Below are 22,934 nucleotides of genomic sequence, written 5' to 3'. Positions count from 1 at the left end.
CTTCGTCTCGTCACCGATCGGCGTCGGTGAAGCGGATGACGCCGCGGATGTTGCGGCCTTCGAGCATGTCCCGGTAACCCTCGTTGATCTCCTCCAGCCGATACTGCCGGGTGACCAGGTCGTCCAGGTTCAGCTTGCGCGCCTTATACATAGATAGGAGTTGCGGAATGTCGTAATGCGGGTTGGCGCCACCGAAGATGGAGCCCTTCAGGGTCTTCTGGAGCAGCGTCAGCATCGAGTAGTTGAGCGTCGCCTGGTTGGCTTCGAGCCGACCCATCGCTGTCAGTACACAGGTGCCCCCCTTCGCGGTGATGCCGAGCCACGAGTCGATGTCCTCGCCGTGCACCTCGCCGACCGTGACGACGACTTTCTTGGCCATCCCGCCAGCGGTAACCTCGGCTGCACCCGCTGTTGCCGCCTCGATGGTGTCGTAGGCGTGCGTGGCGCCGAACTTCAGAGCCTGGTCGCGCTTCCACTCGACGGGGTCGACAGCGAAGATGTAGCGCGCGCCCACGTTCACCGCCCCCTGCAGAGCGGACATCCCGACGCCGCCGAGTCCGACGACTGCGACATCCTCGCCGGGCCGGATGTCGGCGGTGCGCACCGCGGAGCCGTAGCCGGTGGTGACACCGCAGCCGACGAGGCAGGCGACCTCAAACGGGATCGACGGGTCGATCTTCACCACTGATGTCTTATGTACGACCAGGTAGGGCGAGAACGTGCCCAGCAGGGTCATCGGGTACACGTCCTGTCCGCGGGCGGTGATGCGAAACGTGCCGTCGGAGACCGCCCGGCCGAACAGGAGGCCCGCGCCGAGGTCGCAGAGGTTACGCGAACCCGCCTGGCACGACGGGCACGTGCCGCAGGACGGGATGAAGGACAACACCACGTGGTCGCCGGGCGCGAGGTTCTCGACGCCGGGCCCCACCTCGGTGACGATGCCCGCGCCCTCGTGGCCGCCGAGGACGGGAAAACCCATCATGGGAATGCCGCCGGTAACGAGGTGGTGGTCGGAATGGCACATTCCGGCCGCCTCCATCTGAATCTTGACCTCGTCCTTACGGGGGTCGCCGATCTCGATCTCCTCGATCTGCCAGGGCTGGTTGAAGTCCCAGAGCAGGGCGCCCTTCGTCTTCATGGACCTCGTCTCCCAGTGCGTAGTGACGGTCGTCAGCGGGTTGGCATAAGACAGTCCGAGATCGACCAGCGGCGCTTTAAAATAACAAAGTTTTCCTAACGGCGGTATAGGGTCGACGAGGCGATCGGGGAGGTCGTGTGATGCCGACGGAGACCCACGGCTACGTCAGCGAGTTCGTTCCGACGCCAGGCTCGCGGAGTCCCGCCCCGCCGCAGTGTCCATCGATTTGTTGCCTCGCGCATTGCCGTCACGGTGCGGCGCCGAGGCCTGCCAGCAGACGTTTCGCGCATCGCCACAACAGACATCCCCATGTGAGGAGAACCGATGACGACGAAGAAGAAAACGTTCTGCACGATCTGCACAGCGTTCTGTGGTTTCGAGGCCCATGTGGCCGACAACGTGATCACCGATATGAGGCCCGATCCCGATCACCCCATGAGCCGCGGGTTCAGCTGTACCAAGGGACGGCAGTTTCACCACCTGTTGGCGGCGCAGAACCGGATGATCTACAGCATGGCGCGCCGCGACGGCGACTTCGTGCGCACCGAGAAGTCGGTAGTGCTCGATGAGATCGCGGAGCGGCTGGATACCGTGCGGCGAGAGCATGGCCCGACCGCCATCGCGATGTACTGCGGCAATGGGGTCTCGTTCAAGACGGCAACGATGCCCGCGGCGCACGCGTTCATGCGCGGCATCGGCTCCCATCACATTTATTCGGCGGTCACCATCGATCAGCCGGCCAAGATCATCGCCGTCGGCCGCGCGGGTCTGTGGGGTGGCGGAGTGCACGACTTCGAATCGTCTGGCGTGGCGATGATGATCGGAAACAACGTCGTGGTCTCGGGTCTGCATGTGCCCGGCGCTGCGCCTGGCTATCGGCCCGCGGCGATCAAGGAGGCCAAGCAACGCGGATTGAAGCTGATTGTGGTGGATCCTCGGCGAACGGCGACTGCCAATCTCGCGGATCTGCATCTGCAGATCCGCCCCGGCGAGGATGCCACGCTCTTGGCGGGCGTGTTCAATCTGATCGTTGACACGAAGCGTTACGACAGGCACTTCTGCGACGAGTTCGTCTCAGGTATAGACGAGTTGCGCGCGGCGCTCCGTCCGTTCACGCTCGACTACGTCGTGAGGCGCACCGGGCTGGATGCCGCGGACATCGAGCGTGCCGTTGATCTGTTCACGGCCGTCGAGCGCGGCACCGTCTCGAGCGCGACGGGTCCGGATATGGGGCCTCACGGCAACCTCGCCGAACACCTGATCTATGCGATCAACGTCGTGTGCGGAAGATTCAATCGCGCGGGGGAGGTGAACGAAAACCTGGGTGTGCTGATGGCGGACCTGCCGTCGGTGGCCGCTGTCGTTCCTCGCGGGTTCATGCCTGATCACATCAACCCGGACGCGAACACCAAGCGTGCCAGGCCATCCGGGGCGTCTCAGCTTTTTCAGGAGATGCCGACCAGCACGCTCGCCGACGAGATACTCACTCCAGGCGAAGGTCAGATTCGGGCGTTGATCGTCCTCGGCGGCAGCCCGTTGACGTCTTGGCCCGATCGGGCAAAGACAGCGCGAGCGCTGCAGTCACTGGACACGCTGGTATGTGTCGAAGTGCGTGAGACGGATACCGTCGCGCTCGCCGACTATTTTCTGCCTGCCAGCTACGGCCTCGAACATCCCGAGTTGAACGGCTTCAACGACTTTCTTTACAACAAACCCTTTGTGCAGTTCGCCGAGCCGGTCGTCGACCCGCCGGGCGAGGCGAGCGAGGAATGGATTTATCTGGCCGCACTCGCCAAGCGGCTGGGCACGTCGATGCACATGCGCGGAGGCGAATTGGACCTCGACGACCTGCCGTCGCCCACCGAGTTCATCGGCATGGTGTATCCGGATGGGTCCACGCGGGTACCGCTGGCGGAGATGATGGCCCACGAGGGCGGCAAGGTCTTCGAGTAGTTCGCCAGCGTCGAAGTGCTACCGAAGCTCGAGGGCATGGACGACCGGATCCTGCTCATGCCTGACGGTGTCGCCGACGAGATCGATACGCTGCTCAATTCCACCGTCGGAGTCGAAGGTCAGTTCGGCGAGGATGGTCAATTCACGCACCTGATGATCTGCCGTCGCACCGGACAGGTCTATAACAGCATGTGCCACGAGCTCCCCAAGACAGCGACAGGTAACCCGGCGTACCTTCATCCGAAAGACCTCGAGGGTCTCGACGCGCAACCCGGGCAAGTGATGCGTCTGGTCTCCGCCCACGGTGCGATCGACGTCGAGCTCGCTTCGGACCCATCGTTGCGGCGCGGGGTCGTGTCCATCTCGCACGGCTTCGGCAGCGCAGCCGGCGGTGAACGCAACAGTGGATTCGGCTCCGTCGCCGATCTGCTGAGTACCGAGGCCACTCTCGACCGGGTGGTACGCATGCCGCGGATGAGCGCCGTGCCGGTCCGATTCGAGGTGATCTGATAAGCAGCGGCATGAATCCTGGCTTTGCTCATCTGATCGCGCGGTGATCTTCGAGCGGTGTCTCGACCAAGGGGAGCAAGGTCTCGGTGACCGAATCGGTAGATGTGTCAGGGTTCCTGGGTGATGCGAACTTTCCGTTCGCCGGCTGGGCTCGCCCGAGAGGTCACCGGGGCATGCAGAACACGTGCGCGTAGGCAAACTCGTGATCCGGGGTAATCGACGTGCTGACCCAACTCCGGGCCGGAATCGCGACCTTCGCTACCTGCCGGCGATCACGGCTCGTGCGACGTAGCGACCGGGTGGTGCATTTGGTGTGTGCGGTCGGAATCGGTCCACGGCGACGATCCGCTTGTACAGCGGTTCGCCGAATGGGAGCTGCTGCCCTCTGCCGACTGCCGCCGACCCGTCCGCTACGGAGGTGTCGAACCACTATCTCGAAGCCGGAGCAAATGAGACCGCGTTAACGCCGTAGTTACACCGCACCGACTCGCCTAGTTGGTTCCGGCGAGTAGGAACGCAGGCATCTGCCGGTGCGGCGTGCGCTGTAGAACATCGACCACGATCGCCTCGAAGTGTCCGAGATGGCGATACATCTCCTCTTCGATCTCTGCCGGTTCGCCCCGCTTGAGCGCTGCGAGGGTAGCGGTGTGCAGTTCGATGCCCGCGGCGTAGTCCTCGGGAGTGCGAAGCATCATGTCGTGGATCGGCGCGAGCTCTTTCTCCAACCCGAGCATCATCGACTGCAGCGACGCGTTGCGTGCGGTCCGCCACATGATGCGGTGAAAAAGGAGTTCCGCCTGCTCGGCTTTGGTTATGTCGTCTCTGTTGGCGGCGAGCAGATCGATAGAGTTCTGCAGCGCCGCGAAGTCGTCGTCGGTCGCACGGAACGCGGCCAGCTGCGCAATACGGGGCTCGAGCGTCTTGCGGGCCTCGAGTACGCGGAAGATGTCGTCGGCCTCGAGTTCGCCGACGGCCGCCGGCTTCTCTACGAGGTCTTCGGGTATCCAGATGGAAATGATCTCGGCATTACCCTGGCGCCCGGGCCGCCGCCTCAACACACCTGCGTCGGCGAGTCGCGCCATCGCCGCACTCACAGTCGGTCGTGAGACGTCCATCTGCGCGGCGAGCACCCGTTCGCCGGGGAGGATGTCGCCAACGATGAGTTCACCGGACTTCAGCCGGTCTACGATCTGGCCGACAACGTCGCCGGCGACACTGCGTGTCCGAACAGGTTGGAACTCCCGCACGTCTGCCTCCTACCCGCCCGGTCCAGTAGCCGAAATGATAGTTTGCGTCGCCGTTACCGGCGAGGTACCTCGCCGCGCACGGAGCACTGTCTCTGCACCGACGCATCTACCTAAGCCATTCTAGGCATAATGACACACCGTCAATGGTCAATTGAACTAACCTTAACGGTGTTAGCGGGCGGGCCGCTCGCTGGAAGGACAGGCGGATGAAGTCGCTACCCCTCGCGCTCTCCGAGTCGGATGACCGGTACCTCGCCGGGGATCACGGGGATGGGGCCGCGCTGGCGATGCGCGTGCTTGTCGCCGTCGCCCGCAGCATGGGCGCATCGCGACTGGTTGATATCGAAAGCGCACACGTCGATGGTTGCCTATACATCGGGCCGATCTCGATCGCGTTCGCCCGTGCGTTGGTCGACGGTGCAGCGACGGTCAGTGTGCCGACTTCTCTGAATGTCGGCTCCATCGATCAACTTCATCCCGAATACTGGAGCGGCAGCACCGAGCTCGCCGACAACGCGCGCACTCTGATGGAGCTGTACACCAGACTCGGTTGCACCCCGACATGGACCTGTGCACCGTATCTCCTGCGGGATCGCCCTCGATTCGGCGCGCACATCGCATGGGGGGAGTCCAATGCGATCGTCTTCGCCAACAGTGTTCTCGGTGCGCGCACGCAGCGCTACGGCGACTTCGTCGATATCGCCGCGGCCATCGTCGGACGGGCGCCGTTCGCGGGCCTGCACACCGATGAAGGGCGGCGCGGCCAGGTCCTCATCGATGTCACGGGTCTGCCGGACGAGGCCCTTACGCGAGAGTCCTTCTTTGCCGTGTTGGGACATCTGGTCGGCCAGTGGTGCGGCGGGCGCATCCCGGTCGTTGACGGTCTCGGCGGCGCGACGGAGGATCAGCTGAAGGCGTTCGGAGCAGCAACCGCATCGACGGGATCTGTCGCACTGTTCCATGTCGTCGGGGTCACGCCGGAGGCGCCGAATCTCGACGACGCGTTCGGCGGCGGTCCTCCACAGCAGATTGTCCAGGTGACCATGGAGGACCTCCGCCGCGGCTGGGCGGAGCTGTCCACCCGTAACGAGGGCACCCTCGGTGCCGTCTGCATCGGGACCCCGCACTTCTCGATCGCGGAGTTCGACCAACTCGTCGGGATGCTGGACGGGCGTCGGATCAATGCGCGCACACCGCTCTACGTCAACGCCGGGCGGTGGGTCTACGACAGCATCTCCGAGCGTGGCATCGCGTCGGTGCTCACGGACGCCGGCGTTCGCATCGTCACAGACACGTGCACCTACAACACACCGATCCTCGGCAGGGTTGACGGACTGATCATGACGAACTCGGCGAAATGGGCCTGGTACGCGCCGAAGAACATCGGCGTCGACGTGTTGTTCGCCGACTTGGATGCATGTGTCCAGTCAGCCGTCGAAGGGAAGGTGGCGGCGCATGCCGGCTACTGAACGAACCATCACCGCATCTGCTCTCGTTGCCGGCGCGGGGGAGGGCCGAGCCTTGAAGTTGTCCGAACCGCTCAATGCGTGGGGTGGACTGAACCCGGACACCGGGATCATCATCCACCACAGTCACCCGCAGCGCGGCGAATGCCTGGCAGGCCGCGTGCTGGTCATGCAGGAGTCGCGCGGATCGGGCACGAACGCGCAGGTGTTCGCGCAGGCATGGGCGAACGGCTGCGGCCCCCGAGCCGTGGTCCTCGCCGAACCGGATTACGTGCTCTGCGTTGGTGCGGTCGTAGCCGCTGAGCTCTACCAAATCGCGCCGCCCGTGGTGGTCGTGGAGCCGAACCACTATGCCGCACTGAAGGATGGTCAGAAGGTTTCGGTCTACGCCTCCGACCTGGACGCGACCCTCACCATGGCCGACGCGCCGTCAGGTGAGAGCGTCGGTTTCGGGTCAGTGACATGAGGTCCGGTCGCGACGACATGACAGGACGCGGGGACACGCCCACTTCGACATCGAGCGGGCCCGGCGACCGACCTGGATTCTTGGACCGTGTCGATCGATGGATCAACGGTGGCGACATGTTCAGCCGGAGAAGCCTCGGATACGCGGATGCGGTGCGGCACCTGACGAGCACCGTGGACTGACGCGATGTGCGCAGCGCCGCCGTCGAGCAAGCAATTGTGAATCCGACGTAACGTCTCGAAATTCCTCTTACCGATAAAGGCATATTGAGCTATCCTTCAACGGACAGTGACGCTCCACACACGATGAGGCTCGCCCGATGAGACACCGTCCAGACTCGATGCAGAGGTCGACAGCATGACTGTTCTCGAAACACCGCTCGCCCAGGCGCCCGCTGACCCCAAACAATCGTTCTCGCGCCGCCACCCGGTCCTGCGCATGTTCGCAGCCCGGCTCGCATCTGGCGTCCTTTCGGTCGTCGTGGTCAGCGCGATCGTTTACTGGGCAACGCTGATCCTGCCCGGCAACGCGGCCAGCGCCATCTTGGGCCAGAGCGCGACGCCGGAGCGCATCGCCGAGCTCACTGAAAGGCTGCACCTCGACGATCCGATCCTCAGCCGGTACTGGCAGTGGTTGACCGGTGCGATCCGCTTGGACTTCGGCAACTCGCTTGCCAACGGCCAGCCCGTCACCGACTACCTGCTCCCGCGGCTTGAGAACAGCGTGGTGCTCGTCGTGGTCGCTGCAGTGGTTTCGACGCTGCTGGGTCTCGCGCTGGGAGCGTGGGCCGCGTTGCGCCGGGACAAGCCGGTCGACCACGGCCTTTCCGTGGTGGCTTTGGTGGCGAGCGCCCTGCCCGAATTCGTCGTCGGCGTCTTCGTCGTCCTCACCTTCTCGGTGGCCATCTTCCACTGGTTTCCCGCGGTGTCGGTCTTACCTCCGGGGATTCACGCATGGGAGCGGCCAATGCAACTGGTGCTCCCGGTATTGACTCTCGTCATCGTCGTGACGCCCTATGTGTTCCGCATGATGCGGGCAGCCACGATCGAGGCGCTCGACAGCGAGTACGTCGAACTCGCAACGCTCAAGGGCGTCAGCCGTAACCGAATCCTTCTCCGCCACGCCGTTCCGAACGCGATGGCACCCACAATTCAGGTGATCGGACTCAACCTGCTCTACCTCGCCGGCGGCATCGTTCTCGTGGAGACCGTGTTCAACTACCAGGGACTGGGTCTGGCGCTGGTAAACGCGGTCAACACCCGCGACGTCCCCGTCATTCAGTTCATCGTGGTGCTGCTCGCCGTGTTCTATGTCGTGCTCAATATAGCCACCGACCTGCTGGTTCTTCTCGTCAGTCCGCGCAAGAGGCAAGGCCGTTGAGATGGTAGATAACCTCGAAAACTCCACATTCTCAGTGGATCCGGTACGTCGGCGGGCAGGCATGTCGCTGGTTCTGGCGGGTGCGCTGCGCAGCAGTCGTGGGCGTGCCGCGGCAGCGATCCTGCTGGCGGTCCTGGCGGTCGCCGTCATCGGACCGTTTGTCGCACCATACTCGGCGACGGAGGTCGTCACCGCGACGTTCAATACGCCCGGCGTCGGCCACCTTGTCGGCGGGGATAATCTCGGGCGCGATGTTCTCTCGCGAGTGCTCCACGGCGGGTGGGCGTTGATCCTGCTTGCTCTGGCCGCGACGGCGATAGGCCTCGCGGTGGGCGCCGTGGCTGGTCTGATGGCGGCCTACGTCGGCGGCAAGACAGATGCCGTAATCATGCGGGTCGTCGACATCGTGCTCGCGCTTCCCCAGATCATTTTCGCGCTGCTGTTGCTCAGTGTGGTCGGACCGAAAGTCTGGCTGCTCGTCGTTGCCGTAGGGATGTCACACGCCCCGCAGGTCGCCCGCGTCGTGTACGCAGCCGCGCAGGATGTCACCGAACGCGACTTCGTGAAGGTCGCCCAGTTGTGGGGGATGCGGCCGTTCAAGGTCATCACTTCCGAGATTCTTCCCAATCTGTTGACTCCGCTGATGGTTGAAGCAGGTCTCAGAATGAGTTACTCGGTCATCATGATCTCAGGATTGAGCTTTCTCGGCTTCGGCCGCCAACCACCTGCGGCCGACTGGGGCCTGATGATCAACGAGAATCGACTGGGGCTCTACACCAATCCATGGTGCATGGCATTGCCCGCGTTGCTCATTGCCCTACTGGCCGTCGGCATCAACATGTTCACCGACGCGATCGCCCGGGCCTCGCTGGGCGAAGAGCGCGGTGAAGATGCGGTCCTGTCCAGCTCCCTCGGCACAGTTGTGGAGAAGCAAGCATGACGACAGAAGCGATTGACACCCGGCAGGACTCAAAGATCCGGGTCCGCGTCGAGGGACTGTGCGTTTCGCTCGAGAAGAGCGGAACACCCATCGTGGACGACGTCTCGTTCACACTCCGCAAGGGCGAGGTGCTCGGACTGGTCGGTGAATCCGGCTCAGGGAAGACCACCGCGGGCCTTGCCTTGATGGGTTACACGCGACGCGGCCTGAAGATCACCGGTGGCGCAGTGCATGTCGGCGAGCGAGACATACTGGCGCTCGACGCTGCGGGACTCCAGGATGTTCGGGGACGCATCATCGCGTACGTGCCGCAGGATCCCGCCAGCGCACTCAACCCCGCGATGAAGCTCGGCGCTCAACTGCGTGAGGTCTTCACCGTGCACCCGGAGTGCCTGCCGAAAGGTGCCGATAAGCATTCCACAGTGCTCGGCCTTCTGGAGTCGGTCCGTCTTCCGGACCCAGAACGTGTGCTCGACTCGTACCCGCACCAGTTGTCCGGTGGTCAACAGCAGCGGGTCGGTATCGCGATGGCTTTTGCCGCGCGTCCAGAACTGATCATCTTCGACGAACCGACCACCGGTCTCGATGTGACCACTCAACGTCACTTCCTCGAGACAGTGCGCCGACTGGCGGAGGAGACAGGTGTAGCGGCCGTCTATGTCAGTCACGACCTACCCGTGGTGGCCGAACTCGCCGACCAGACCGCGGTCATGTGCAAGGGTTCGATCGTCGAGTGCGGTCCCACCCGCGAGGTGTTCGAGCATCCGAAAGACCCGTACACGATGGCGCTCCTGAAGGCCATCCCGTCGGTTGACAAGGCGCCGGGCATCACCGGCGGTGTGACAGCCGCCGCGTCTTCGTCGAACGAGGTTGCGCTGAGCAGTCAGGGGCTGTCTGCCAAATACGGAACACGGACCGTCCTTCGGGGTGTGGATTTCAGTCTGAGAACTGGTTGCTGCCTTGCCGTTGTCGGGGAATCTGGTTCGGGTAAAACCACTTTGGCGCAATCGTTGATCGGTCTGCACCCTGACTGGTCGGGGACGGTCACGTTCGAGGGGCAACGACTCCCGGAGCGCACCGCCAGCCGCACCGACCAGCAGCGTCGGGCCATGCAGTACATCTTCCAGAGTCCTTACAACTCGCTCAATCCGCGCAAGACTGTCGGCGAGATCATCGAGGCACCGCTGAAGGTGTTCTGCGACTTCAACCGCTCTGAGCGAGTAAAGCGGGTCAACGACACCTTGTCGGCCGTATCGCTGGGACCGTCGTTCCTGAACAAGTTCCCACACCAGCTCAGCGGCGGTCAGAGACAGCGCGTTTCGCTCGGGCGCGCGCTCATCGTGGGGCCTAAGTTGCTGATCTGCGACGAGATCACATCGGCCCTGGATGTCTCAGTTCAGGCCGCGATCCTCGATGAACTTCGCGCCCTGCAAGAGCAGCGTGAGTTATCGCTGCTGTTCATCACGCACGACTTCGGCGTGGTGCGCAGTATCGCGCAGGAGGTGATGGTGCTCGAGGGCGGCGTGATCGTCGAGTGTGGATCGACTGATTCGGTGCTGGATTCCCCGACCCATCCTTATACGCAGCGCCTCCTCGCCGATATTCCGGCGATGCGTGCCAGCGCTTAGACAGTGTCTGTAGGAACGGAACCCGAAAGGCGGCAGGTGACTGTGCAGCATCGCCGAAGCAGTATCGTCGTGAACGAACGCGGTCCCGGACCGCTCGGAAGAAACTTCAGTCGGCGTGACCTCTTGAAGTACACGTCGATGGGCCTTGCCGGAGCGGCGCTCCTGGGGTCGACGGCAGCGTGCGGGAGCGCCGATCTGTCCGGCGGTCAGGCCCCCGCGGGTCCTCCCAAGCGTGGTGGGACACTGACGCTGGGTGGATCCGGCGGCGCAGCATCCGACACTCTCGATCCGCATATCGGGACCACCAACTGCGACTACGCACGGTTGCCCTTACTGTACGACCCTTTGGTTGGGCTCGATCACGAGGGCAAGGTGAAATATGTTCTGGCCGAAAGCATCATCGCCGACGAGACCGGCAAGAGTTACGTGATCACTCTCCGCAAGGGCGTCGTGGCTCATGATGGCCAGCCGTTCACTGCCGATGATGTGTTGTTCAATTTCAAGCGGATCGTGGACGGCAACCTGCAGGGTGCCACGACGATCGGTCCGATCGACTTCGCTGCCACGCGCGTGTTGGATGCGCGAAGGTTGCAGTTGGTGTTCCAGCAGCCGTTCTCGATCCTCGTCGAGACGCTGGCAGGGTTGCCCTTCTACTTCATGGCTGCGAGGTCGTGGCGTGAGGACAACGTCGTGGGCACCGGGCCGTTCCGGTTCCAGGATTTCCAGCCCGGTGCCCAGAGCACATTCGTGCGGAACGAGCATTACTGGGATGAGGGCAAACCGCATCTCGATGCCGTCACGGTGCTGAACATGAGCGATGAGATCACTCAAGTCAATGCGTTGCTCAGTGGTCAGGTCGATGCGATTAATTATCTTTCTGCACAGGCGGTTCCGCAGTTGCAGGCAGCGGGCATGGTGCTGACGATCTCACAGACAGGAGGCTGGGCGCCGATCACTCTGCCTACCAACACCGCTCCATTCGATGACGTTCGAGTGAGGCAGGCGTTCCGGCTCTTGGTGGATCGTGAGCAGATCAACGACGTGGTGTACGGGGGATACGGGACGGTCGCCAACGACGTTTTCGCGCCATACGATCCGGCGAGCACGACGTTTCCGCAGCGCGAGCGCAACCTGGACGAGGCGCGTTCGTTGTTGAAGTCGGCAGGTCACGATCGCCTGAGCCTGACGATGATCACCAATGATGTGGTGCCGGCTCAGCGGAGTGTCGCGCAGTTGCTGGCTCAGCAGACCAAAGAGGCCGGCGTGGATATCAGCGTGCAGTTCGAGAACGCGACGACGTTCTTCGCGAACAGTTACCTCAAGACGACCAACATGGCACAGGACTACTGGTATTACGTTCCCTATCTTGCGAACGCGGCAGGTGCCACAGTTCCCGGCGCGCCGTTCAACGCAACTTTCTTCAACGACGCCGAATACGGTCGTCTCTATGAATCGGCCGTCACGACCTCGGATGCCGGCAGACAGGCCGAGTACGTGCATCAGATGCAGCAGATCGACTATGACCGCGGCGGAAACGTCATCCCGGTCTTCTATCCGATCATCGACGCCACGTCGAGTCAGGTGGGTGGGTTGGCAAAGGACGTCAGTGGATGGCCGCTCGGCAACTGGAACTTCAAAGAGCTGTGGGTCGAGCGGTAGCAGACCCGGTCGGCCGGCGCATCGTCGTCTTGGTCGACAGCCTAAGTGACGAATGCGCTTTCGGCTTCCAAGTCACGACCAACCCCGGCCTGCCCTGGGTTGACCACGTCGCGCAATACCTCAAGTGCCATGTCGAACCGCCATGACTTGCAGTGCCGCAGACTTATTCGTCGGCATAACACGATCAGGCGCGGGTGGCCCGCATGTGCCGGGCCCATGCTCGTTCGGTTGTGATACTGCGCCTGTTTGACTGTCCTCGGCGCCGTGGTTCCGCACCCCGGCAGCGCGCCGGTGCATAAGTCGACTCACCGAGGACTCCGATGGCGAGTTGATGGTTGAGATATACGCCGCGGTTTGATTCGCGTGTCCGATCCGTCGACACGGCCGCGGTGTTCGATCCCATCCTTGCTGAATCCCGCGCGCACGGTCTCAGATACGGGCGCGGCGTCGATGCCTGCGGCGATCGGCACTGGTCCGCTGGATCCCTGTGATCTCGCGTCGCAGCGTCGTCGGCAGCCCACCTCGACCGAGTCTTCGTGGTGTCGGTCCGCCTCGGTACCGCGGCTCGTCGTGTGCTCGACGATCACGTCCATGCCGAGCACTTCAAGGCGCTCCGCTCGAACAAGCAAGCATAAGAAGTGACTGTTGCCTTAAAAGGCCAATCTAGGTAACCTTTAATGACTGCCGCTCGTCTCGCCAGCCCCAACGACGTCTTGGGGCCGAGTGTGCACCAGCCCTGAAAGAGAACCCATGATGTCCGAGCTTGATAAGTCCGCCGCCACCGAGCGTGCCGACGTCCTGATCATCGGCGCCGGACCGTCCGGCGCCGTGGTCGCTCACGAGATGGCCCGCAACGGCTTCTCTGTAGTCTGCCTCGAACAGGGCAGGTGGTTCAACAACGGCGAATTCCCGGGCGACAAGCAGGAATGGGAGCTCCTCTCGCAGCAGCGCTGGAGTCATGACCCGAACATCCGGGGCACCGTCGAGGACTATCCGCTCGCCGTGGATGACAGCGATCTGCATCCCGTGATGATTGGCGGAGTCGGTGGCAGTTCGATCTTCTACGGCGGCCACTGGATGCGCCTGTTGCCGTCCGATTTCCGCATGCGCAGTCTCGACGGAGTCGGCGACGACTGGCCTTTGAGCTATGCAGAGTTGGCGCCCTTCTATGACAAGGTTGATCGGGCCGTCGGTGTAGCCGGTGTCGAAGGCGATCCGATGTACCCGGCCGGTATGGAGGTTCCGCTACCGCCACACCCGATCGGAAAGGTCGGTCGACGTGCCGCTCGCGGCATGAACAAGTTGGGGTGGCACTGGTGGCCGTCGCCCAATGCCATCGCGTCGCAGAAGATGGGCGAGCTGGCCAGGTGTGTGAGGTTCGGGACGTGCGAGACCGGCTGCCCGGAGGGCGCCAAGGCCTCCTTCGACATCACGCACTGGCCTGCAGCGATCAAGATGGGGGCCAAGCTGCGGACCAATGCTCGCGTCCGTCAGATCACCGTCGACCGGAGTGGTCGTGCCGACGGAGCCGTGTACTTCGACGCCGCGGGCGTCGAGCATGAGCAGAAGGCCCGCCTTGTTGTTCTGGCCGCGAACGGAATCGGGACACCTCGCCTGCTGTTGCTCTCGGCACACGCCGGTGCGCCGGACGGTCTGGCCAACTCGTCGGGTCTGGTGGGCAAGCGCCTCATGCTTCACCCCAACGGTGAGGTCACGGGCGTCTACGACGAGCCGATGGACAGTTGGCTGGGTCCGGCCGGGCAGTCCATCCACTCCCTCGAGTTTTATGAGACGGATGTGTCGCGCGGGTTCGTCGGCGGTGCCAAGTGGCAGGTCATGCCGACCGGCGGGCCACTGCGGGCACTCTCGCTGCACGACCGCGCGCCCGTGGGGGAGCAATGGGGTGCGGCCGTGCACAGTCGCATGCGGGAGACACTTGGCAACAGTCTGCAGTGGGCCATCAATTCTCAGGACATGCCCGAGGACACCAACACCGTCACGCTCGACGACGTGCTTGTCGACTCGAACGGAATTCCGGCGCCGCGAGTGCATTACAAGATGTCGGAGAACACCCGCCGGTTGATCGGCTTCAACCTCGACCGCGTCGAAGAAGCGCATCAGGCCGCGGGCGCCATCAAGACCATTCGTACCGACCTGTGGCCGGATCAGCCCGGCCACCTGCTCGGCACCGCGAAGATGGGCAACGACCCCGCGACGTCGGTCGTGAACCGGTGGGGCCTCGCTCACGACGTGCCCAACCTGGCGATCGTCGACGGCAGCACCATGCCAACCTCAGGCGCGGTGAATCCCACCGCCACCATCGTCGCGATGGCGCTTCGCACCGCGGAGCACCTCGTCGCCAACGCGCGCTGGCAGGAGACCGCACAATGACCACGCTCACCGACGTGCGCAAGAGCGTCTTGCTCGACATCGCGGACGTCCTCATCCCTGGGACCGATGAGATGCCGTCCCTGCGCGACGCAGACACCTCGGGGGAGTGGCTCGAACGGACCTGCGCTGCCAGGGCGGACCTTCTCGATGAACTCGGCGCAATTCTCGACGAACTCGTTGGCGCCGACCTGCCGAGCGTCGTGGTGGCGCTGCACGGAAACGATCGCGCCCGCTTCGACGTTCTCGCAACGTTTGTCGCCGGCGCCTATTACATGGTTCCTGAAGTGCGTGAGCTCATCGGATATCCCGGACAGGTCCGCAACGCAGCACCCCTCGACCTGGCCGCCGAGGAACTCGGCGACGACCTCTTCGAGCGGGCGATGAACTACCGGGGCTCTTACCGGCCGGCGCCTGACTGACCGACCCACCACCCGACAAGACGACAAGACGACAAGACAGAGGATACTCACATGGCACAGCACGCCTGGTCTGCCGACGAACAGCGTTCCTACGCAGCCGGATTCGCTAAGACAGTCACGGGAAACTTCATCGACGGCCAGTGGACGGCCGCCGGGTCCACCGACACGATCGACGTGTTCGATCCCTCCACCGGCGGTGTGATCGGTGCGGTGCCTGCCTCGACAGCCAAGGATGTCGAAGCCGCGGTCGCCGCGGCGCGGGCCGCGCAGAAGGCGTGGTCGAAGACGCCGCCTTCGGCCCGTTCGCAGGCGTTGCTGGCCGTGGTCGCCGCCGTCGAGGAGAAGTTCGAGGAGATGGTGGCGCTCGAGGCGATCGACGCCGGCAAGCCTGTCTCAGCGGTCCGTGACGACGAGCTCCCGGGCTGCCTGGACGCTATGCGGTACTTCTCCAGCGCGGGCCGAACCCTGTCAGCGCAGGCCGGCGGCGACTATCTCGAGGGGATCACCTCGGTGATGAGGCGCGAGCCTCTCGGCGTCGTCGCTGGCATCACCCCGTGGAATTATCCGCTGCTGCAAGCCGTCGCGAAGATTTTCCCGGCGCTGATCACCGGCAACACCGTGGTGATCAAGCCCGCTGAGACGACACCGTATTCGACGGCTCTGCTGGTACAGCTGGCCGGCGAAGTCCTGCCTGCCGGCGTCCTGAACATCGTGTTCGGCACCGGGGCCGTGGTCGGTGACGCGTTGTCCCGTCATCCTGAGGTCGACGTGGTCTCGTTCACCGGCTCGATCGAGACCGGGCGCAAGGTGGGCATTGCGGCCGCCGACGGCATCAAGAAGGCCGTCATGGAACTTGGCGGCAACTCGCCGGTGCTGGTGTTCGCCGATGCCGACCTGCCCGCGGCGATGGATGCCATCGCGGGCGCGGGGCTGTACAACACCGGCCAGGAGTGCATGTCGGCCACCCGTGTGATCGTTCAGGATTCGGTGTTCGACGAGTTCGTCGCCGGTCTCAAGGAGCGCTGCGCTCAATTCGTCGTCGGGGATGCTCTAAACCCGAGAACCACTATGGGGCCGCTGAATTCGACCGCGCAGCTGAACCGCGTCATCGCGAAGCTGGAGAACCTGCCCGAATCGGCAGAGATTGTGCTGGGCGGCAAGCGCGCGACTGGTGATGGCTACTTCCTACCTCCGACCATCATTGTGGGCGCCGATCAGGAAGACGAGATCGTCACCGAAGAGATCTTCGGCCCCGTCTTCACTGTGCAGAAATTCACCGATGAGCCCGATGCCCTGGCCAAGGCCAACGGCACCCGTTACGGTCTCGCGTCGTCGGTGTTCACAACCAATGTCGGCGTGGCCACCCGTGTGCAGAACGAACTCGACTTCGGCACCGTGTGGGTCAACAACCATCTAGTCTTCGGTCCAGACCTACCGGTGAGCGGGTTCGGCCACTCGGGCATCGGTACGGAGAACGCCGAGGCCGGTTTCGTCGAGTTCACCCGGGTCAAGCACGTCATGATCGATGGACGCATCTGAAACAACCACCGAGACAGGGAGTTCTGATATGGGCGATACCTTCGCCTGTCAGTTCATCGACGGTGAGCGCCGCCGAGGCAGCGCGGACGCGGAAGTGGTGGAGGTCATCAATCCCGCCACCGGCGAAACCGTCGTGCAAGGCCCCGCGTCGTCTGGGGAGGACGTCGCGGCGGCGGTGGCTTCGGCGAGGTCGGCGTTCGGCGACTGGGCTCGGTCCACCCCGGCCGAGCGCTCGACGGTCATGCACCGGTGGGCTCTGGAGTTGGAATCGGTAGCCGCTGAGCTCGCCGAGGCCGAGACCACCCAGGCGGGTAAACCGATCAAGTTGACGACCGAATTTGACATCCCGGGCTCGATCGACAACGTAGCATTCTTCGCCGGTGCCGCAAGGCATCTCGATGGGAAGGCCAGCGCGGAGTACTCCGGTGACCATACTTCGTCGATCCGCCGTGAGCCCATCGGTGTCATCGGCTCGATCGCTCCCTGGAATTATCCACTCCAGATGGCGGCTTGGAAGATCCTGCCCGCCGTCGCCGCCGGCAACACCATCGTGCTGAAACCCGCGGAGATCACCCCGGTCACCACGCTGTTGTTCGCCGAGGCGGCCACCCGAGCGGGTGTTCCCGACGGCGTCATCAACGTGGTCACCGGAAAGGGTCTGACGGTGGGCGTTGCCCTGACTACCCATCCGACGGTGAGCATGGTGTCCTTCACGGGGTCCACGCCGGTTGGCCACAGTATCGCCGCCGCGGCCGCCGGTAAACGGCTGCACCTCGAACTCGGCGGCAAGGCGCCCTTCGTGGTGTTCGACGACGCCGACCTCGACGCGGCTGCCAATGGTGCCGTTGCGGGCGCGCTCATCAACACCGGGCAGGACTGCACGGCGGCCACCCGTGCCTACGTGCAGCGTCCGTTATACGACCGGTTCGTCTCTGCGGTCAGCGATCTGATGGACACCGTGCGGCTGGGTGACACGCTTGACCCGTCCACCGATCAAGGACCCCTCGTCTCGCAGCGTCAACAGCGGCACGTCGCAGGCTTCGTCGAGCGGGCGGTGGCCGATGGCGCGAAAGTGGTTCGAGGCGGCGCAATCCCGGGGGGCGACCTCGAACGTGGCTGCTATTACGAGCCGACGTTGATCGTCGGCGCCGCCCAGCAAAGCGAGGTTGTGCAGCAGGAGATCTTCGGGCCTGTGCTGGTGGTGCTGCCCTTCGACTCCGACGACGAGGGTATCGCTCTGGCTAACGACACCCCGTTCGGGCTCGCGGCGTCGGCATGGACGCGCGACGTCTTCCGCGCCCAGCGCGCCTCGCGCGACATCGCCGCCGGTTGCGTGTGGGTGAACGATCACATCCCGATCATCAGCGAGATGCCGCACGGCGGATACAAGCAGTCCGGCTACGGCAAGGACATGTCCGCTTACTCGCTCGACGAGTACACCAACGTCAAGCACGTGATGGCTGACATCACCGGGACAGCCCGAAAGGACTGGCACCGAACGATCTTCGGCGATCGTCTCTAAGTGATGTCCTCGACGCGCGCCCGACGCCGGCTTCTGGTGTTCGGGCGCGTCGTCGCATGGGTCGGCCGTTGCGGAGCACACCGCAACGGGTGCGCATACGGTCCACACGACCGGCACGCCGGACGGCCGCGGAGGAGTCAGGAGATCAGTCCCGTCGGCCGACGATCGAATCCCTGCCAGTTCGCTCAGGCGAACAGCGCCCGGAGGCTGTCGTTGAGGAACATCCCACCCGGGTCGAGTTCGCGCCGAACCCGCACGAAGTCGGGGTGCCGGGGAAGAACGTACTCCAACTCCTCGCGCGTGAAATAGTGCAGCTTGCCCCAGTGCGGACGTGCGTCAAAGTAGCTGAGCGCGTTATGGATTCGGCGGAGAAATGGCTCGTAATGCCGCCCCGGTTGACCGGACACCGAGATGACCAGCGAGTCGGTGCCGTAGTTGGGAGACAGGTAGGCGTCGTCGCCGGCGGTGGCGCGGACCTCCACAGGGAACACTCCATATTCCGAATCGGCCAGAACGATGCTACGGACGACGTCGAACGCCTCCAAGCCGCGCTCGAACGGGAGCATGTACTCGAGCTCGTGCAGGTTGGGCGCGCAGAATTGTGGATAAATACGGTAGGGACGGCCGGTCCGCGATCCGATGACGGCCATATCGTCGACGGCGTCGACGGGTGCCGGGTCGCAGATCTTGACTCTGGCCATATCGCGCATATCGAGACCGGATGGGCACTCCAGGTCATAGAGCTCGTTGGCGGTCGACGTCGGACACCAGAAGAACGAGAAGTGCCGGTGGTCGGCGAAGCCGTGCTCCCACCGGTCGATCAGCTCGTCGTATGCCCAATGGTGCACCGTCTCCACAATCTTGAACGAGGGGGCGACATCGAGCGTCAGCGAGGTGATGACGCCCAACATGCCGACCGAAACGCGTGCCGCTGCCAGCGCATCGGGAGTGGATTCGTCCAATCTGAGCACGGTGGCGTCGGCGGTGACCAGTTCCAGGGCGGTGATTGCCGCCGACATGTTCTGCAGCCCTAGCCCGGAGCCGTGAGTTCCGGTCGACACCGCCCCAGCGATCTGCTGGGCCTCGATGTCGCCTTGGTTGTGCAGGGACAGGCCGGCCTCCCACAGCGGGTCGCCAATGTGCTCTATGCGCGTTCCGGGGCGCAATGTCACCCTGTGGCGGGTGAAGTCGATGTCCGTGATGCCTGCGAACCCCGCCAACTCGACCAAGGTGCCAGGAGTCGTGCAGATGTCGGTGTAGCTGTGGCCGCTGGCGGCGACGCGAACAGGAAGGCCGGCATCGCGTGCCTCGAGCACCGCGGCTCGGACTTGGGTCACCGAGGTTGGCCGTGTGCGCTGGACCGGGGTGCAGCGCCTGTTGCCCACCCAGTTGGTCCACTCGGTCGCCGGCTCAGTCATGTCCCATCACCTTCGCATATTCGCCACCGCGGCTGCGGAGACCGTCGCTTCTCAGTCCCCGCAGCCGCTGATGAGTTGGGCCCGAGGCCGTTACGAAACGGAAGCCGACAGCGCGGCCAGGTTCTTCTGGAGGGCCACGAGGCGCTCGCCGTCGACGTCGGCGCCAGGGCTTCGCTGCGGCCCGGCGGACGCGCCGATCAGTTCCAACCCGCCCTTGATGCCGGCGTTGTAGCCGCCGCTGACGAACGTGCTCATCAGCGGGAAGACCGCCTTCCACCGACGACGAGCGCCCGACAGGTCGCCTGCCTGCACGGCGTCGTAGACGGCGACGAGTTCGCGGGGGACAACGTTCGCCGCACCGATGACCGAGCCGGCCGCACCCTCGATCAAGGCGGCGAAGAAGAGGGTGTCCCAACCGACGAACACCGAGACGGCATCGCCGAACTCGTGAATGAGTTGTGCCGCGGCGGTGAAGTCACCGCTGGTGTCCTTCACATACTTGACGTTGGGCACCTGATCGATCAGTTCGCCAAGGATCCGCGGGGTGAGGTTCACACCAGTGGCAGCAGGCAGGTTGTACGCCATCACCGGAACGCCGACCGCGCCGGCGACGTCGGCGTAGTACTTTTTGGTCTCGTCGACCGAGAAGGGCTCGTAGTACGGCGCAACGACCATGATGGCCTCAGCCCCGGCCTTCTCGGCGTGCTTCGAGATCTCGATCGCCTCCCTGGTGCTCGTGGCACCGGTCTGCGGAACGACAGGGACGCGCCCTGCGCTCTGCTCGATGACGATCTCGACGACCCTCTCGCGCTCGGCGCGGCTGAGGGTCGAGAACTCCCCGGTCGATCCGCAAGGCACCAGACCATGCACACCAGCCTCGATCGTCCTATCAACCAACGCCCGCAGACCCGCTTCATCGAGATCCTGATCGGGCGTGAACGGGGTCGCCACCGCAGAGTAAACGCCCTTCAACCCATGAGCCATCCTGAACACCCTTCGTAAAATCAGATACCCGACAATGGTAAGTCAAAATAGCCTTAAATGGGAAGCCTTGCTTCAGGAACGCGGCGGCACTTGACCGAGATTGCTGCCTGCACCTGCATCGATATCGGTCTAGACCCGCTTGAGGCCGTCGGAGCCCGAGAATTAAAGGACAAGGGCATTTACCTTTGATGGATCGTCCGCTAGCCTACTGGGGGCGGCATCGGAAGCGCCCGCCGGCCGAACGACATCGAATGGAGACCGGAATGAAGTTCAGCCGCATGCTGAACGTCGTCGACTGCCACGCCGAAGGTGAGTCCGGAAAGGTCGTGGTCGGCGGCGTCGGCAACGTGCCCGGACAGACCATGTTCGACAAGCGCGTCTATCTGGAGGAAAACCTCGACCAACTGCGCGAGCTGCTCCTGTTCGAGCCTCGCGGCGCGGTGTGGCACAACGCCAACATTGTGCTGCCGTCCAACGATCCTGAGGCATCCCTGGGATACGTGATCCTGGAGTCCACCGAATACCCGGCGATGTCGGGCTCCAACACTATGTGCGTGGCGACTGTCCTGCTCGAAACAGGGATGCTGCCGATGCAGGAACCCGTCACCGAGCTCGTGCTGGAGTCACCGGCCGGTCTGATCCGGGTGCATTGCGAGTGCCGCGACGGCAAGGTGATTCGAGCCAAGCTCTACAACCAGCCGGCATTCGTCTACTACCTTGACGCGAAGATCGACGTACCAGGCATCGGCCCACTGCGGGTTGACATCGCTTATGGCGGCATGACTTACGTCCTGGTCAATGCAGTCGACGTCGGTTTCGACCTCAACCCCGACGAAGCGTACGCGCTGTGTCAGATGGGGCAGCGGATCAAAACTGCCGCCGCCCAACAGCTTCAGGTAACGCACCCCGCCAACCCGGACATCCCGGGTATCACGCAGACGCAGTTCATGGGGCCACTGGAACGCGAAACCGACGAGGACGGGCAGCCGATGTTGCGCTCGCGCAACGCAGTCATCGTCTCGCCCGGTCGGGTCGATCGCTCGCCTTGTGGCACAGGGACATCCGCCCGCTTGGCGGTCTTGCACGCACGAGGCGAGATCGAGACGGGCCAGCTGTTCCGCCACGAGTCGCTCATCGGCTCCACCTTCGACTCCCGCGTCGAAGAGACGGCCACCTTGGGTGAATATCCGGCGGTGGTTCCGAGCATCTCGGGTCGGTGCTGGATCACGTCGTTCAATCAGTTGGTGCTCGATCCAACCGATCCGTTCCCCCATGGCTACACACCCAGCGACACCTGGATGAAGGTCGGCGGATGAAGGTTCTCGTTGTCGGTGCCGGCGGAACCGTCGGCCGCGCGGTCGTCTCCGCACTCCGTGAGCGCCACGCTGTCGTGGAGGCATCGCGCACCAGCGACATCGCCGTGGACTTGCGCGACGACAGCTCGATCGCCGCCATGTACGACACGGTGGGTCGCCTGGACGCCGTGGTCTGTGCCGCGGGTGGAGCGCCCTTTGTGGCGCTGCCCGCGGCCCAACCGGAAGATTTCGCGACAGGATTCGCCGACAAGTTGGGCGGACAGATCAACCTGGTCCTGCGCGGGCTGCACCATGTCAGCGACGGTGGGTCCTTCACCCTGATCACCGGCGTGCTGGCACGGGAACCCATTGCCACCGGCGTCATCTCGTCCACCATCAACGGCGGCCTCGAAGCATTCGTCTCTGCCGCGGCAACTGAGTTGCCGCGCGGTATCCGAATCAACGCCGTCAGTCCATCAGTACTGACCGAATCGTTGGAAAGATACGGCTCGTTTTTCCCCGGTTTTGTGAGCGTCGACGCCGCCGACGTCGCGCAGGCGTACGTCAAGTCGGTCGAGGGCGTGCACACCGGCCATGTCTACGCCCTGGGATAGCGCTGTGTCCTTCTCGCCCCAAGCCATCGAGGAACCCGCTTCCGCGCCTGCTGGGCAGCGACTTGACCGCAAGGTTCGCGAGATCGTCGAGTTGCTCTTGTCGTGGATACCGTACCGTGGTCCCGCAGAAGACGACGTCGCTGTCCGTTTCGGCATGTCGCTGGCGTGTCTGAAAGGCCATGTCGCTGAGGTAGTCTTGCGGAAGATCGACGCCCGAGTCGATCCGTGCGAGCGAACGCCCATTGTGCGCGTGGCGGAACTGTTGGGTATAGGGGCGCAGTTCTGCCGACACCAGAACCTGACGTGGGCAGCCCTCCCGAACATCCACTCAACTTCACGCACAGTGTTCTGCGCCAACGGTCCCC

At 63.8% G+C, this 22,934-nt stretch carries 18 protein-coding genes; 14 read left to right on the top strand and 4 right to left on the bottom strand.

Annotated elements, in window-relative coordinates; all coding sequences use genetic code 11:
* Positions 1-10 precede the first annotated feature (10 nt).
* Complete coding sequence (locus tag AU194_RS20345) at positions 11-1,138, bottom strand: NDMA-dependent alcohol dehydrogenase (RefSeq protein WP_059091062.1); 1,128 nt, start codon at positions 1,136-1,138, stop codon at positions 11-13.
* A 324-nt stretch (positions 1,139-1,462) separates the two neighbouring features.
* Here AU194_RS20345 and AU194_RS20340 point away from each other — a divergent pair, with 324 nt between their 5' ends.
* Both AU194_RS20340 and AU194_RS20335 read left to right on the top strand, forming a co-directional pair.
* A complete protein-coding gene (locus AU194_RS20340; protein WP_059091061.1) occupies positions 1,463-3,091 on the top strand; it encodes a molybdopterin-dependent oxidoreductase in 1,629 nt (542 codons plus the stop codon).
* Positions 3,092-3,127: 36 nt separating this feature from the next.
* The gene (locus tag AU194_RS20335) at positions 3,128-3,601 is read left to right on the top strand and encodes a molybdopterin dinucleotide binding domain-containing protein (protein WP_157576307.1); all 474 of its coding nucleotides are present in this window, start codon (positions 3,128-3,130) and stop codon (positions 3,599-3,601) included.
* A gap of 491 nt (positions 3,602-4,092) precedes the next feature.
* Here the strand turns inward: AU194_RS20335 and AU194_RS20330 are convergent, their stop codons facing one another.
* Entirely contained in the window at positions 4,093-4,848 is a 756-nt protein-coding gene (locus AU194_RS20330; RefSeq protein WP_059091059.1) for a FadR/GntR family transcriptional regulator, read from the bottom strand.
* 206 nt (positions 4,849-5,054) lie between these two features.
* On the opposite strand from AU194_RS20330, the gene AU194_RS20325 reads away from it, so the two are divergent.
* From AU194_RS20325 to AU194_RS20280, 10 genes are all read left to right on the top strand, one after another.
* Positions 5,055-6,317, top strand: a complete 1,263-nt coding sequence (locus AU194_RS20325) for an aconitase X catalytic domain-containing protein (protein WP_059091058.1) — start codon at positions 5,055-5,057, stop codon at positions 6,315-6,317.
* A gap of 58 nt (positions 6,318-6,375) precedes the next feature.
* Positions 6,376-6,780: an aconitase X swivel domain-containing protein gene (locus AU194_RS20320; RefSeq protein ID WP_197417682.1), complete on the top strand. Its 405-nt coding sequence runs from the start codon at positions 6,376-6,378 to the stop codon at positions 6,778-6,780.
* Positions 6,781-7,137: 357 nt separating this feature from the next.
* Positions 7,138-8,160 carry an ABC transporter permease gene (locus AU194_RS20315; RefSeq protein WP_082698741.1) on the top strand — a complete coding sequence of 341 codons (1,023 nt, stop codon included), beginning with the start codon at positions 7,138-7,140 and terminating at the stop codon, positions 8,158-8,160.
* Positions 8,161-8,221: 61 nt separating this feature from the next.
* Positions 8,222-9,100: an ABC transporter permease gene (locus AU194_RS20310; protein ID WP_157576304.1), complete on the top strand. Its 879-nt coding sequence runs from the start codon at positions 8,222-8,224 to the stop codon at positions 9,098-9,100.
* Positions 9,097-10,728 (top strand): ABC transporter ATP-binding protein, encoded by a 1,632-nt coding sequence (locus tag AU194_RS20305; protein ID WP_059091055.1) that lies wholly within the window; start codon positions 9,097-9,099, stop codon positions 10,726-10,728. Before AU194_RS20310 ends, AU194_RS20305 begins: the two co-directional genes overlap by 4 nt.
* Positions 10,729-10,797: 69 nt before the next feature.
* Positions 10,798-12,387 (top strand): ABC transporter substrate-binding protein, encoded by a 1,590-nt coding sequence (locus AU194_RS20300; protein ID WP_082698740.1) that lies wholly within the window; start codon positions 10,798-10,800, stop codon positions 12,385-12,387.
* 750 nt (positions 12,388-13,137) lie between these two features.
* A complete protein-coding gene (locus tag AU194_RS20295; RefSeq protein WP_197417690.1) occupies positions 13,138-14,778 on the top strand; it encodes a GMC family oxidoreductase in 1,641 nt (546 codons plus the stop codon).
* The gene (locus tag AU194_RS20290) at positions 14,775-15,197 is read left to right on the top strand and encodes a hypothetical protein (RefSeq protein WP_059091053.1); all 423 of its coding nucleotides are present in this window, start codon (positions 14,775-14,777) and stop codon (positions 15,195-15,197) included. Before AU194_RS20295 ends, AU194_RS20290 begins: the two co-directional genes overlap by 4 nt.
* 51 nt (positions 15,198-15,248) lie before the next feature.
* Positions 15,249-16,736 (top strand): aldehyde dehydrogenase family protein, encoded by a 1,488-nt coding sequence (locus AU194_RS20285; RefSeq protein ID WP_059091052.1) that lies wholly within the window; start codon positions 15,249-15,251, stop codon positions 16,734-16,736.
* A 28-nt stretch (positions 16,737-16,764) separates the two neighbouring features.
* Positions 16,765-18,258 carry a gamma-aminobutyraldehyde dehydrogenase gene (locus tag AU194_RS20280; RefSeq protein WP_059091051.1) on the top strand — a complete coding sequence of 498 codons (1,494 nt, stop codon included), beginning with the start codon at positions 16,765-16,767 and terminating at the stop codon, positions 18,256-18,258.
* A gap of 185 nt (positions 18,259-18,443) precedes the next feature.
* Here AU194_RS20280 and AU194_RS20275 read toward each other — a convergent pair whose 3' ends face one another.
* Entirely contained in the window at positions 18,444-19,676 is a 1,233-nt protein-coding gene (locus AU194_RS20275; protein ID WP_059091050.1) for a D-arabinono-1,4-lactone oxidase, read from the bottom strand.
* Positions 19,677-19,766: 90 nt separating this feature from the next.
* Positions 19,767-20,660, bottom strand: coding sequence for a dihydrodipicolinate synthase family protein (locus AU194_RS20270; RefSeq protein WP_059091049.1), 894 nt, complete (start codon positions 20,658-20,660; stop codon positions 19,767-19,769).
* Between the two features lie 263 nt (positions 20,661-20,923).
* On the opposite strand from AU194_RS20270, the gene AU194_RS20265 reads away from it, so the two are divergent.
* Both AU194_RS20265 and AU194_RS20260 read left to right on the top strand, forming a co-directional pair.
* On the top strand, positions 20,924-21,976 hold the full coding sequence (locus AU194_RS20265; RefSeq protein WP_059091109.1) for a proline racemase family protein: 1,053 nt from the start codon (positions 20,924-20,926) through the stop codon (positions 21,974-21,976).
* Complete coding sequence (locus AU194_RS20260) at positions 21,973-22,569, top strand: short chain dehydrogenase (RefSeq protein WP_059091048.1); 597 nt, start codon at positions 21,973-21,975, stop codon at positions 22,567-22,569. Before AU194_RS20265 ends, AU194_RS20260 begins: the two co-directional genes overlap by 4 nt.
* The last annotated feature ends 365 nt before the right edge of the window (positions 22,570-22,934 follow it).

Source organism: Mycobacterium sp. GA-2829 (genome assembly GCF_001499965.1).
Taxonomy (GTDB): Bacteria; Actinomycetota; Actinomycetes; order Mycobacteriales; family Mycobacteriaceae; genus Mycobacterium.
This window is presented reverse-complemented; position numbering and strand designations above follow the sequence as displayed.